Annotated in this window: 13 protein-coding genes; 4 read left to right on the top strand and 9 right to left on the bottom strand. The window is 69.5% G+C overall.

Annotated features, from left to right (window positions below):
• Positions 1 to 353: 353 nt before the first annotated feature.
• The 4 genes from QRX60_RS44810 to QRX60_RS44795 all read right to left on the bottom strand — a co-directional run bounded on the left by QRX60_RS44810 (position 354) and on the right by QRX60_RS44795 (position 3,701).
• Positions 354 to 983, bottom strand: coding sequence for a TetR/AcrR family transcriptional regulator (locus QRX60_RS44810; protein WP_285997544.1), 630 nt, complete (start codon positions 981 to 983; stop codon positions 354 to 356).
• Between the two features lie 79 nt (positions 984 to 1,062).
• Positions 1,063 to 2,268 carry a cytochrome P450 gene (locus QRX60_RS44805; RefSeq protein ID WP_285997543.1) on the bottom strand — a complete coding sequence of 402 codons (1,206 nt, stop codon included), beginning with the start codon at positions 2,266 to 2,268 and terminating at the stop codon, positions 1,063 to 1,065.
• Positions 2,265 to 3,500: an NAD(P)/FAD-dependent oxidoreductase gene (locus QRX60_RS44800; RefSeq protein ID WP_285997542.1), complete on the bottom strand. Its 1,236-nt coding sequence runs from the start codon at positions 3,498 to 3,500 to the stop codon at positions 2,265 to 2,267. Before QRX60_RS44800 ends, QRX60_RS44805 begins: the two co-directional genes overlap by 4 nt.
• Before the next feature lie 3 nt (positions 3,501 to 3,503).
• Positions 3,504 to 3,701, bottom strand: coding sequence for a ferredoxin (locus QRX60_RS44795; protein WP_285997541.1), 198 nt, complete (start codon positions 3,699 to 3,701; stop codon positions 3,504 to 3,506).
• 114 nt (positions 3,702 to 3,815) lie between these two features.
• On the opposite strand from QRX60_RS44795, the gene QRX60_RS44790 reads away from it, so the two are divergent.
• Positions 3,816 to 5,090 (top strand): SDR family NAD(P)-dependent oxidoreductase, encoded by a 1,275-nt coding sequence (locus tag QRX60_RS44790; protein ID WP_285997540.1) that lies wholly within the window; start codon positions 3,816 to 3,818, stop codon positions 5,088 to 5,090.
• Between the two features lie 529 nt (positions 5,091 to 5,619).
• Here the strand turns inward: QRX60_RS44790 and QRX60_RS44785 are convergent.
• The gene (locus QRX60_RS44785; RefSeq protein ID WP_285997539.1) at positions 5,620 to 6,051 is read right to left on the bottom strand and encodes a hypothetical protein; all 432 of its coding nucleotides are present in this window, start codon (positions 6,049 to 6,051) and stop codon (positions 5,620 to 5,622) included.
• A gap of 27 nt (positions 6,052 to 6,078) precedes the next feature.
• Positions 6,079 to 6,255, bottom strand: coding sequence for a hypothetical protein (locus QRX60_RS44780; RefSeq protein ID WP_285997538.1), 177 nt, complete (start codon positions 6,253 to 6,255; stop codon positions 6,079 to 6,081).
• Between the two features lie 357 nt (positions 6,256 to 6,612).
• Between QRX60_RS44780 and QRX60_RS44775 the strand changes: the two genes are divergently transcribed.
• Positions 6,613 to 7,415 (top strand): IS5 family transposase gene (locus QRX60_RS44775; RefSeq protein WP_285997057.1). Its coding sequence is split into 2 segments (ribosomal slippage): positions 6,613 to 6,949 and positions 6,949 to 7,415, totalling 804 coding nucleotides; the frame shifts between segments, so codons are not numbered across the junction.
• 225 nt (positions 7,416 to 7,640) lie between these two features.
• Here QRX60_RS44775 and QRX60_RS44770 read toward each other — a convergent pair.
• From QRX60_RS44770 to QRX60_RS44760, 3 genes are all read right to left on the bottom strand, one after another.
• Positions 7,641 to 9,122, bottom strand: a complete 1,482-nt coding sequence (locus QRX60_RS44770) for an ROK family transcriptional regulator (RefSeq protein WP_285997537.1) — start codon at positions 9,120 to 9,122, stop codon at positions 7,641 to 7,643.
• Positions 9,123 to 9,407: 285 nt separating this feature from the next.
• Complete coding sequence (locus tag QRX60_RS44765; protein WP_285997536.1) at positions 9,408 to 9,533, bottom strand: hypothetical protein; 126 nt, start codon at positions 9,531 to 9,533, stop codon at positions 9,408 to 9,410.
• 329 nt (positions 9,534 to 9,862) lie between these two features.
• Positions 9,863 to 10,795, bottom strand: coding sequence for a LysR family transcriptional regulator (locus QRX60_RS44760; RefSeq protein ID WP_285997535.1), 933 nt, complete (start codon positions 10,793 to 10,795; stop codon positions 9,863 to 9,865).
• Positions 10,796 to 10,885: 90 nt separating this feature from the next.
• Between QRX60_RS44760 and QRX60_RS44755 the strand changes: the two genes are divergently transcribed.
• Positions 10,886 to 12,040 carry an acyl-CoA dehydrogenase family protein gene (locus QRX60_RS44755; protein WP_285997534.1) on the top strand — a complete coding sequence of 385 codons (1,155 nt, stop codon included), beginning with the start codon at positions 10,886 to 10,888 and terminating at the stop codon, positions 12,038 to 12,040.
• The gene (locus tag QRX60_RS44750) at positions 12,037 to 12,834 is read left to right on the top strand and encodes an HpcH/HpaI aldolase/citrate lyase family protein (protein ID WP_285997533.1); all 798 of its coding nucleotides are present in this window, start codon (positions 12,037 to 12,039) and stop codon (positions 12,832 to 12,834) included. Before QRX60_RS44755 ends, QRX60_RS44750 begins: the two co-directional genes overlap by 4 nt.
• Positions 12,835 to 12,843: the final 9 nt, after the last annotated feature.

Raw genomic sequence — 12,843 nt, 5'->3', positions numbered from 1 at the left:
TGTGCTTGATATCGGCCGTCCGGAGCCACTCGTCGGCGGCGCAGCTCAGTTTCACCGACGAAACGGTCGTCGTTGCTTGATGACGTGCACCTCGGAACTCCGTCAGTTTGTTCTCGGCGGTGCGCCAAGGCGCGTCATCGGTACCGATAATCGTTTCGCGCACGTACGACCGGCGGTTGGCCACGGGGTCGATTTCCGGCGTACCCGACGACACGGAAGCTGTTGCCGCGTTGTTCGATGCGGCCGCGCTGTCGGCCATCAGGGCGTGTTGGAGCCATCACGTGTACTCGCACCCAGGCCTGCACCCAATGATCAACTTTATGGAAACCAGCTCACCCGGAGCTCGTGGTAGGTCATGTGGTCGGCCAGAATTCGAACTGGGCGGCCACGTGGGCCAACAGGGCTTCCTCGCTGCTGTTGCGCATGACCAGGGCGAGGGTGAGACAGCCGTGCACCCCGGCCCAGACGGCGTCGGCGGCCGTGGTGATCTCGGCGGGAATGCGCCAGCCTTGCTTTTGGCAGGTTTCCACCGCCGTGATCCACCGGTATCGCAGCTGGCCGAGGTGATCGGGCAGCGGTTCGTCGGGCTGCCAGTTCGCGGGGTGGGTGGCGAACATGATGCGGGTGAGGCCGCGTCGGCGGTACAGGAACCGGCAGTACGCCGCTGCCTGGGCGCGCAGCACGGCCGGCGGCTCCTGGTCCGTGCACTCCTGGACGGCCTGGTCGATCTCGCGCAGCAGCAGGGTGAAGCCGGTGTCGACGGCGGCGGAGATCAGGTCTTCTTTGCTGCTGAAGTGGCGGTAGATGCTCGGGGTCGCGATGCCGACCTCGCGGGCGATCTCGCGCAGCGAGAACGCCAGCCGCGGGAGCTTGTAGTCGTCACCGGCCATACGTTCCACGGCGTCGAGCAGCTTGGCCCGGACGTCTCGGCCCGTGGTCGTGCCGTCGGTGCCGGTGTCATCAGCGGGAACAGGACTGGTCACGCGACGAGAATACGGGTCCGGCCCGGCACCGCTGGGTGGCGCCGAGCCGGCCCCGGGTAAATGCGCTGTCACCGCCTGGTCACCACGTCACCCACAACTGCTCGAGGCCGTAGATGACCGCGGTGGTCCGGTAGGTGATCGGCTGGCCGGCGGCCAGGCGCAGGCCGGGAAGGCGCTCGAACAGGCGCGGGAGCGCGACCTGCAGCTCGACGCGGGCGAGGTTCTGCCCGAGGCACTGGTGCACGCCGTAGCCGAAGGCGACGTGGTTGCGGGCGGCGCGGGTCAGGCTCAGCACGTCGGCGGGGGCGTCCTCGCGGTCGAAGACGGCAGGGTCGAAGTTGGCGGCGTTGAGCGAGGCGATGATCGCGTCCCCGGCGTGCACGGGGCAGCCGCCCAGGTCGGTGTCCTCGGCGACCACCCGGCGCGGTTCGCCCTGGTTGACGCTGAGGAACCGCAGCAGTTCCTCGACCGCTCCGGGGACCGCATCCGGCTGCTCACGCAGGACTCGCAGTTGGTCGGGATGCTCCAGCAGGGCTTGGACTGACAGCCCGAGCATGTTGGCGGTGGTGTCCTGGCCGCCTGCGAAAAGCACCAGCAGCATGCGCTTGACCGTGTCGGTGTCGACCTCCCCGGCAGCGAGGTGATCCCGCACCAGGCGGCTGACGATGTCGTCACCGGGGTTGGCGGTCTTCTCGGCGATGACCCGGTCGAACAGCTCGTTCAGCTCGCGGTGCGCGCGCTGACGTTCTTCCTGCGCGGAGTCGTAGTCGGTGGCGATGAGCACGTGTTCGGCGAACGTGACGCGATCGGCGTCGGACAGGCCCATCATCTCGCAGATCACGCGGGCGGGCAGCTGGTGCGCGAAGTGCTCGACGAAGTTCACCGGACCGGATTCGCCGCGCCGCAGGAGGTCGTCGATGAGTTCGTCGGTGATCTCCAGGACGCGCGGGCGCAGGGCTTCCACCCGTTTGACGCTGAATTCGCGGCTCATGATCCGCCGGTCGCGGGCGTGTTCGGGGTCGTCCTTGCGCATGATCGCGCCGGCTTCGGTGACGCGGGAGGTCGAGGTCGCCACCGGGAACCCGTCGCGGGTGATGTCCGAGCTGAAGCTTTCGGCGTCACCGAGCATCGCGCGCACCTGGTCGTAGCGGGTCACGAGCCAAGCCTCGCCGCCGTCCCACAAGGGGACCTTGTGCAGCCCGCCGTCTTCGCGGAAGCGCGTGTATTCCGCCGGCGGCGAATAGGGGCAGGTTCGGGGGTAGGGGAAGACTTCGGTGGTGGTCATGCGGGTGTCGTTTCCTTCCAGGGAGCGTGCTCGGCCACGGCGGTGCGCCAGGCACGGAGTTGACGGGGCATGCCGACGCCGAGTGCGCCGCGCACCAGGCCGTCGCGGTGGGAGACGCCGATGAAGCGGCGGGCGCCGAGGGAGCCGTCGACGACGATGAACTCGTCGTCGGCGTCGAGCGTGCCGAAGGTCTGCAGTTTCAGGTCGTACTGGTCGGACCAGAAGTAGGGCACGGACGGTGGTGGCGTGAACCCCGGGTCGAGCAGTGCGCGGGCGACCGCGCGGCCTTGTTCGGTGGCGTTGAGGCGGTGCTCGTAGCGCCGGTACTCGCCGGTGGCCGGGTCCTGCCAGGCGGCCACGTCGCCGGCGGCGTAGATGCCCGGCGCGGCTTGGCCTCTCGGGTCGCACAGCACGCCGCCCGACCCGGAGGCGGGTTCGGGGCCGCCGATCGTGACCGGGCTGCCGGCCAGCCATTCCACCGCCGGTGTGGCGCCGATGGCGACCAGGACCGTGTCGGCGGGCAGCACGGTGCCGTCGGCGAGTTCCACCGCAGCGACGTGGCCTTCGGCTGCGTGCAGTCCGGTGACGGGCGCACACGAGCAGCGCAGGTCCACGCCGTGCTCGCGGTGCACCTCGGCCAGCCAGCCGCCGATCTCGCGGTTGACGATCCGGGCCAGCGGCCAGGCCAGCGGATCGAGCACCGTCACCTCGGCACCCAGGCCACGCGCGACGGCAGCGGCCTCGGCGCCCAGGACCCCGGCGCCCAGCACCACGAGACGGCGACCGGGTACCAGTTCGGCGCGCAGCGCCAGCGCATCCTGCAGGGTGCGCAGCACGTGGACTCCGCTGATCCCGTCGCTGCCGGGCAGGCAGCGGGCACGCACGCCGGTGGTCACGACCAGCGCGTCATAGGGAACGCGGTCACCGTCGGCGAGCACCACCTCGCGTGCGTCGGCGTCCACAGTGGATGCCGGTTGCCCGAGTTTCATGGTCACCGCCAACCCGTCCAGGTGAGCCTGCTCGCGCAGGAGCAGCCGCTCGGGCGGCCAGTCGCCGGTGAGCAGCTGCTTGGACAGGGGCGGCCGATCGTAGGGCAGGTGGGGTTCGTCGCCGATCAACGTCAGCTCGCCCCGGTAGCCCTGACTGCGGGCCGCTTCGACCACGGCCAGCCCGGCGGCCGAGGCACCGACCACCACGACCCGCGCGGGCTCACGGCCCGCATCCGGTGTCATCGGTCAGTTGTCCGCGACGTGGATGCAGGCCGCGGGGCAGATCTGCGCCGCCTCACGGACCGCCTCGTACTTGCTGCTGTCGGGGGTGTCGGTCAGCAAGACGACGATGCCGTCCTCGTCGCGCTGGTCGAACACCTCAGGCGCGGCGAGCACGCATTGCCCACCGGCGCAGCACTTGTCCTCTTCCACGGTGATCTTCATCGAGCTTCCCTCCGGGTTCCGGGACGATCACGTCCACCCTGACACTAACACTTGTTAGCTGATACGCTGACAGGTGTTAGCTAAGTTGTCGTGATCACACTTTGGAGGCAGTAAGTGGGAATCGACTTCACCGGCCGGGTCGCCGTCATCACCGGCGCCGGCAACGGTCTGGGCGCCGAGTACGCCCGCACGCTCGCCCGGCTGGGCGCGGCCGTGGTCGTCAACGACATCGGCAGCAGCCCCGACGGAACCCCGGACGGCACCCGCCCCGCCGAGCAGGTCGTCGAGCAGATCACCGCCGCCGGCGGCCGCGCGATCGCGAACACCGACAGCGTCGCCGACCCCGACGGCGGCCGCGCCATCGTCGAAGCGGCAGTCAAGGAGTTCGGCCGCCTCGACATCGTGGTCAACAACGCCGGGAACCGGCGCAACGCGCCCATCGACGAGGTGACCCCACAGGACTTCGAAGCGATCCTGGCCGTGCACCTCAAGGGCGCCCTGCACGTCAGCCAGCCTGCGTTCGCCGTGATGAAGGAGCAGGGGTATGGGCGGCTACTGTTCACCAGCTCGTCGGCCGGGCTGTTCGGCAACGCCGGGCAAGCCTCCTACGCCGCCGCCAAAGCGGGCGTGTTCGGCCTCGCACAAGCGCTGGCCATCGAAGGCAAGCCGCACGGCATCCTGGCCAACGTCCTGCTGCCGATGGCAGGCACCCCGCGCGCCACCGCCGGCATGACCGCTCAGGCCAACGCCGCCGCCGGAGTCCAGCCCGAGCCTGGGTCCGGCGCCGACACCGCACTGGTGAGCGCCCTGGTCGCCTACCTGGTCAGCCAGGAAAGCACCCTCACCCACGAGGTTCTCGCCAGCGCCGGCGGCCGCTACTACAGCGCCTTCGTCGGCACCACCCCCGGCTGGCGCCACACCGGCGACCAGGTGCCCACACCGGACGAGATCGGCGCACACCTGGAGCAGATCCGGTCGCGCAGCGGCCATTACGTCCCGGACTCCCTCGGCGCCGACATCGCGGTCAGCATGCCGGCGGCCCTCAGCGCCCCGCAGCCGGCGCGTTCCCCCGCCGAAGCGGCACGCGGGTACTTCGACGCGCTGCTGGGCGAGGACGCCGACGCGATTCAGGCACTGTTCGCCGAAGATGCCGTGCTCGACGTCCCTGGGACCAAGCTGGCCGGGAACGCGGCGATCACCGCGTTCTACCGGAAGCTGTTCACCACCGGCGGCCCGAAGCCCGCGCCCGGCCCGCTGCTGGTCGACGGCGACCGCGTGGCCGTGCAGATCGAGGTGCGCTACCAAGGACAGGACCTGCGGTTTGCCGACTTCTTCACCGTCGACAACGAAGGACGCCTGACACGTGTGGTCGCGTATCAGGCCGAATGAATCACGCCAGCATGCACGGATAGCGGCATGGAACTGCGGTCCGACGGTCACGACCTAGTGGCGCCCACTCGACGCTGACCAACCGCGGCACACTAATCCTGGAGCAGACCGGCGAACTCGTCGCCCGGCAACGGCCCGCCAGATGACAGGGCTGTTTAATGAACCAGTATCGCGCGTGACTGTCCGGGGGCGGTCCAACCAGGCAGCGTCCACGCAGCCGCCTTGGTCGTCACTAATCATTCTCGGGACACGGCAAGTCTCGTCGCGAACGTCCACTCCGGCCCGCCAACCTGGTCACCGCTGCTACGTCATCATTGGCCTCGTGCTCTGGGCCCTCGTCGACACTCTTCCCTTGCCGCTCGACGGGGTTGGCCATGAAGGTCAGGGCCCACCGTCGTCGGACTCGACCGGCTACGGCCGCTCCGTCACGCCGCCGGGCACCGCGCTGTCCGCTCGAACCAGGCCAGCTGGCTGGACCGGCGCCCGCTCGCCGTCTTTGCGGTGAGCGGGCGCCGTCCTCGCAGGCCGGTCAGCGCAGCGAGGTCACTGCGGGCATTCCGAGATCGACCTGCCGGGTGATCCGGGTCACGGGGTCGCACTCACTGCGCTCAGCGCGGTAGGCGAGGGCGGCGGCCTGGTCCTGGATGCCACCGGTATCGGCACCGTGGCCGGAGTGCCGCTCAACGTGGTCTCCGCCGCGGGGATCGCTGCGGGCGGTGCGATGGTGGTGGGTTCTGGCAGCAAACTCGCCCACAGACAACTGGACCAACGAGCAAATCGGCCACTGGCGTTCGTAGTGTTCTGCCGCGGCGTCGAGGAGCACCCGACCAAGGTCAGCATGGATCAGCGGCACCTGTAGGTTCCGCATCAACCCTGCGTAGTCGACAGAAAGTCCGGTCACCAACCACTTCCTACACGACGTCGACACGGACCACACGCCTTGGAAGTCGCGGGTGCGCATAGGTCATCCGCGCCTACGCTGTTCTGTTCAACGGCCGGTCGCGTCCGGCGGGGACGGGTAGACCGCCAGTACCTCGTCCGCCTCGGTGAGGGTGAAGACTCGAACGAGCCGGGCGGGCGCCAGGATTCTCAGCCACGAGGCGTTGCTGCAGCTGTCGAACTCCTCCGTGATCGAACTGCCGAAGCAGGCATGGGACGCATCCACCGTCCCCGCGCTGCCCCGCCATGTGTTGGTGCCGGCAGCCCGGCGTGTCGACAGTGGACGGCCGTGGGTGACGTTTCCGTGGCGCCGCGAACTGGGCTGGGTGTCGTCCTTGCCGACATTGTCCGCCGCCCTATTCGACGATCTGACGGCCGTCAACGATTGGCTGGGTCGGGTCGTTCCAGCGAGACTTCCGACTGTGCCTATCCGCTACCGATCCGCGGAGATTTTTGGTCGGGAGAAGCGGCTTGAGCAGCTGGAACGGTCGAAGATGTTCGGTCCTGGCCGGCTAAGAGGTCAGTTCAGAATGAGTCGGCGTGTCGTCTTTGCCGGGGCTGCGGGGCTTTCGAGAATCTTGGTATGCGTGAGGAGGTCCTGACCGACCAGCTGTGGGAGCGGCTGGAACCACTCCTTCCGGTGCATCCGCGGCGGTTCCGCTATCCCGGCCGCAAGCGTGCCGACGACCGCGCCGCACTCGAAGGCATCCTGTACGTCATCCGCACCGGTATCGGCTGGAACCGTCTGCCGACGGCGTTGTTCGGCGCCTCCGGGGCCACCTGCTGGCGACGGTTGACCGAATGGCACGAGGCCGGAGTCTGGCAGCAACTCCATGAACGCCTGCTCGCCGAGCTGCGTGCCGCTGGGCTGCTGGACCTGTCCGCTGCGCTGGTCGACTCCACCCACTTGCGTGCTCTCAAAGGGGGGACCACACCGGGCCCAGCCCGGTCGACCGGCGCAAACCCGGCTCCAAGCACCACCTGATCACCGACGCCCACGGCACCCCGCTCGCGGTCACGCTGACCGGCGGCCATCGCAATGACGTCACCCAGCTGATCCCGCTGCTCGATGCCATCCCTCCGATCCGTGGCGTGGTCGGCAAGCCGCGTCGTCGGCCGCGTCGGCTCTACGCCGACCGCGGCTACGATCACGACAAGTACCGGCGCCTGGTCCGCGCCCGCGGCATCACCCCGGTCATCGCCCGCCGCGGCGTCGAGCACGGCTCTGGCCTGGGCACCATCCGCTGGCCAGTGGAACGCACCTTCGCGTGGCTCAAAGGCTTCCGCCGCCTGCGCATCCGGACCGAACGACGAGCCGACGTGCACCAAGCCGTCCTCAGCCTGGCCTGCTCCGTGATCTGCCTCCGCAAACTCATTCTGAACTGACCCCTAAGTCGCACGGGTTGGTTGATTCTCGCGCGGCGGTCAGCAGGGCCTCGATCTGCAGGTGGGACAGGTCGAGGGTCGGTGACTCGTTGCGCACCAGCGGGCGCCGGACGTACTCCGCCGGCGAGTGCTCGAGCACGGGATCTCTTGCATCCACCCCGACGCCGACGTCCGCGACGGTGCGTCGCGCATGTCGCTCGCTCCGAGTGACACGCCACGGCCGGATCACGAAGCGGTCGGCGAAAGCCGCGGCGTTTCCCCCAATGGATCGTGCAGCAGCCGCTCGAATCCGAGCTCGCCGGCGCCGATCAGGGTGGCGTCGTCCCCGAGAGCCGACACACTCAAGCGCACCTTTTCCTTCGCCACCGGCAGCACATTGCGTGCGACGCGACTACGTACTCGCGGCAGTACACCGGCGTACACATCCCGCAACATTCCACCGAAGACGACCACCGCCGGATTGAAGAGATTGATGAGATTGGCCACGCCGATGCCCAGCCAATCCCCGACGTAATCGAGCGCGTCGCGAGCGTCGGCATCGCCTGCGGCAGCGTCGTCGGCCACCGCCCGCACGGCGTCACGGCCGAAGACCTCCGGCGGTCGGTGTGCGGCGTCCAGCAAGGCCCGTTCACCGGCTTCCGCCTCCAGGCACCCGCTGGAGCCGCAGCCACAAGGTCGCCCGCCGTGCGGGTTGACGACCATGTGGCCCAGCTCGCACCCGTAGCCCGCGTCGCCGTCCAGCACCGTGCCGCCGACGATGATCCCGCCACCGACGCCGACGTCGCCGTGCAGGTAGACAAGGTTCTGCACTCCTGTCCCGGCCCCACGAAGGTGCTCCGCGAGCGCGCCGAGATGGGCCTCGTTTCCCACCGGCACTGGCGGTCCCAGCCCCAGCCGGCGTGCCAGTTCAGCGCCGAACGCCTGGTCGACCCATCCGAGGTCGGGGCCGAAACGGACGGTCCCGTCGTCGGGACGGATCATTCCGCAGTACGAGGCCCCGAGCCCCACGCAAGTCGACGTCGACGGCGCCGCCTCGGTCAACTGGCGGCCGAGGTTCGCGAGCGTCGTGACCACGTAGTCGAGATCGACTCCGGACCGGCGCCGGGCGGCGACCTTGCGGTCCAGGACGACACCGCCGAGGCCGATCCGGGCGGCGACCAACCGGTCCACCGCGACGTCGAACGCCAATACGTGGAAACGCTGAGTCTCCGGCCGCACAATGGGCGACGGGCGGCCCTGGTGACGATTGTCCGTCTGCGACACTTCCCGGACCAGGCCCGCTGCGCTCAGTTCCGCCGTCAACGTCTTGATCGTGCTTCGGTTGAGGTTCATCCGTCTCGCGAGTTCAGCCCGCGAGATTCCGCCGCTCAGATGCACGAGGCGAAGAAAAGTACCGCGATTGTGCCGACGCATCTCCTCCTGATCCAACCCGATTCTCGAGCCGTCCCAGGGTGTCAATTCCATGTCGTGTCCGATGCGTAGAGTGTGCTGGCCAGACTGGCACCATCGCGCGCTTCGCGCAATCCCGGTGACGCGGCCGCGTCTCGCCGCCGGCAGCGTGGCGGCCTTCGTCAGGCCGGACGCTCCGCTGGGTTGTGCAGCATCCAGACGACGTGTGTAACCGGCGCCGCTTTCCAATGGGTTCACCGGTACACGGCGGATCGGTGAGCGGCCGCCTTGGGAGGCGCCACGGTCGTCATCGGCCATGGAATCCAGAGAGCCTGTTCCGGCCCGGCGGCGACGGGCCGCCAGACCGGTCAGCCTACGAAGGCAAGCTGGAAGCCTTGCCGGCCCGGGTCGCGACAGCCATGGCCGCCTCGTCGACATTGACGCTGTCGCTGCTGGCGGCGCAGGACCAGAAGCGTGCGGTTGTGACCGGGAACCCGTTTGGCCGGGGTCGACCTGTTGTGAGGATGCAGTGGCTGTGGCCCCGGTCGATGATGGCGCTGGTCCTGCAGGGCGTGGCCGTCACCCGGGAACGGCGGGTGGCCGTCAGAGCTTGACGCTGACCTTCTCGGACAACGCCGGGACGCTTTCCTCGGCACCGCACTGAGCCGGCTCGACGCCGACGATCAGTAGCCAGTGGCAGGGGACGCGCACCAGCACCTGATGACCCAAGCAACCTCGGATGTCAGCACAGCACGAACGGTTGGGCACAGGTCTGGCGCCACTGCAGAGCAGCCCGCCAAATTTCGATCAAAGTCTCGTCGTCGGCGAAGCTGGGCGCGGCGCCAAGCGGCATCCGGGTCTACTCCACTGGCTGCCCATCCTCCACACGCACGACGCAGATCCCGGGGTAGCGCAGCACTTCACTGTCCGGCTCTGCGGACGCGGCTGAGCCTTTCCTCTGTCCGGCCTGCTGACGGGTGGATGTGACCGACGGCATCGAGCATGCGTCGGCCGCGACCGGGTCGTCGCGACCGTCAACGGCAGCGGCCGTTGTGCGGTCACCCGGCCTGAGCCACGCTGGCGGTCGGCCAGGTGCCGTCCTCGACCAGGCGGTGGGTCACCCGGACGATCTCGGTGGCGGAGACCTCGGCAGCGGGCGGGATGCGGCCGGCTCGCGGCAACGCCAGGACGATCGTGCGGGAGATCGCGGGATCGACGATCGGGCCGCCCCGCAGCCGCCCGGCTGCCACGTCTTCGGCGACGCCCGCCGCGGGAAGGACACTCCACCCGGTGCCGACGGCCACCAGCCTCTTCTGCACCGGCATCGAGTTGGTCTGGCACACGATCGTGGGCGCCGCTGCCGCGGCGCCGAGCGCTTCGTCCACGAGGGTGCGCAGGCCGTGGCCCGCGACCGGCAGGATCAGCCGGTTCTCGCACACCCTGTCCCAGGTGAGCGCTTCGCGGCCGAGTTCCGTGTCGGGGGGAGCGATCGCCCACAACGCTTCGCGCAGCAACGGGGTGACGGCGATCGACGGCGTCGAGTTCACGTTGTAAAGCAGGCTCATGTCCACCGCGCCGTCGTCGAGCCACTGCCGCAGGTGACCGGAAAACGCGCTCAGGATCCGCACGTCGATGCCCGGGTGCCGGCGCCCGAGCGCCTCCACCAACGGCGCGGCCACGAGTTCGACGGTGCTTTCCAGCAGCCCGATCGTCACGATGCCTCGCACGTGCTCGCGGTCCGGGCGGATCTCGGCGCGGGCCCGGTCCAGTTCGAGCAGCGCGCGTCTCGCGCGCTCGGCGAGGACTTCGCCCGCCGGGGTGAGGGTCATCCCCTGGCGGCTGCGCTCGAAGAGCGGGACTCCCACCTCGTCCTCCAGAGCGCGGATGTACCGGCTGACCGCGGGCTGCACGACGTGGAGCAGACGGGCGGCCTTGGTGACGCTCCCGGTGTCGCCGACGGTCACCAAGGCCAAGAGCTGCTTGAGTTCCACGCGGTCCTCCTGCCGGTATGCCGGACGCGTCTAGGGATATCACGAATCGGTATTTCTCTCGACTCGTCATCACGAGTCAGGATGACAGCCATGTACGAACTCAGCGCAGACGAGACAGCGATCGTCGACGTCGTCCGCGAGTGGGTCGACCGCGAGGTCGAGCCCGTGGTGCGAGAACTGGAACACGCCGACACCTACCCCGAAGCGCTGATCGAGCAGATGAAGCGCATGGGCGTCTTCGGGCTCGCCGTTCCGGAGCCGTGGAACGACGCCGGGGTGTCCACCCCGTGCTACGCCGCGGTGACCGAAGAGCTCGCCCGCGGGTGGATGAGCCTCGCCGGCGCCATGGGCGGGCACAGCGTCGTCGCCAAGCTCCTGCTCCACTACGGAACCCAGGCGCAGCAGGACCACTACCTGCCGAAGCTGGCCACCGGGGAGATCCGGGCGACCATGGCGCTCACCGAACCCGGCGGCGGATCCGACCTGCAGGCCATGCGCACCGTGGCCCGGAAGGACGGGAACGACTACGTCATCACCGGGTCCAAGACCTGGATCACCAACGCCCGCCGCGCCCAGCTGATCGCGCTGCTGTGCCTCACCGACCGGACCGCCGAGCCGAAGCACCGCGGCATCAGCATCCTGCTGGTCGAAAAGGGGCCCGGTTTCGAGGTGTCCCGCGACCTGCCGAAGCTCGGCTACAAGGGCGTCGAAAGCTGCGAGCTGTCCTTCACCGACTTCCGCGTGCCCCGCAGCTCGTTGCTGGGCACCGTCGAAGGCGAGGGGTTCGCGCAGATGATGCGCGGGCTCGAAATCGGCCGCATCCAGGTGGCGGCGCGAGCGCTCGGCGTCGGCGCCGCCGCGCTCTCGCGCGCGATCCGCTACAGCCAGGAACGCGAAAGCTTCGGGCAGCCGATCTGGCAGCACCAGTCGATCGGCAACTACCTCGCCGACATGGCGACCGGGTTGACCGCGGCCCGGCAGCTCGTCCAGTACGCCGCCCGCCGGTACGACTCCGGCGAGCGCGCGGACCTGGAAGCGGGGATGGCGAAGCTGTTCGCTTCCGAGACGGCCATGAAGATCGCGCTCGACGCGGTGCGGATCCACGGCGGCTACGGCTACTCGACGGAGTTCGACGTCGAGCGGTACTTCCGCGACGCGCCGCTGATGATCGTCGGCGAGGGCACCAACGAGATCCAGCGGACCGTCATCGCGCGTCAGCTCATCAAACGGAACCCGGTCCGATGAGACCCGAGGCCACCTGGCTCTTCGTGCCCGGCAACGTCCCCCGGCGCTTCGCGAAGGCGGCGGCCGCGGGCGCGGACGCCGTCGTCATCGACCTCGAAGACGCGGTGCGGCCCGAGGACAAGGACACCGCCCGAGCCGACACGCTCCGCTGGCTGTCCGACGGCAGCCAGGCCTGGGTTCGCCTCAACGCCGCCGGCACGCCGTGGTTCGACGAGGACGTCGACGCCGTCGCCGGCGCCTCCGGGCTGCTCGGCGTGCTCGTGCCCAAGGCCGAGGACCCGGCGGCCTTGGCCGCGTTGTCGGCGCGGCTGGGCACGGGCACCGCGGTGGTGGCGCTGGTCGAGACCGCGGCCGGGCTGCACCGCGTGCACGACGTCGCCACCGCGCCCGGGGTGACCCGGCTCGCCTTCGGCTCGCTCGACCTGGCCGCCGACCTCGGAGCCGACGACACCGCCGAGGCGATGCTGTTCGCGCGAAGCACGATCGTGCTCGCCTCCCGGGTGGCCGGCCTGTCGGCGCCGATCGACGGCGTCACGACGGTCATCGACGACGCCGACGCCGTGACCGCGGCGGCTCGCCACGCCCGAAGCCTCGGCTTCCGCGGCAAACTCTGCGTCCACCCGGCCCAGATCGCGCCCACGGCACGAGGTCTGGCTTCCAGCGCGGACGAAATCGCGTGGGCCCGTGCAGTGCTCCAGGCGGCCGAGGGATCGGCAGGCGCGGTCACCGGTCCCGACGGGCGAATGATCGACAAGCCGGTGCTCGACCGCGCCCGCGCCCTCCTCCGGCCCTGAAGCGCCGGC

This window comes from Amycolatopsis mongoliensis, assembly GCF_030285665.1.
Classification (GTDB): domain Bacteria; phylum Actinomycetota; class Actinomycetes; order Mycobacteriales; family Pseudonocardiaceae; genus Amycolatopsis; species Amycolatopsis mongoliensis.
The sequence above is the reverse complement of the archived record's forward strand: the minus strand, read 5'-3'. Positions and strand labels throughout refer to the sequence as shown.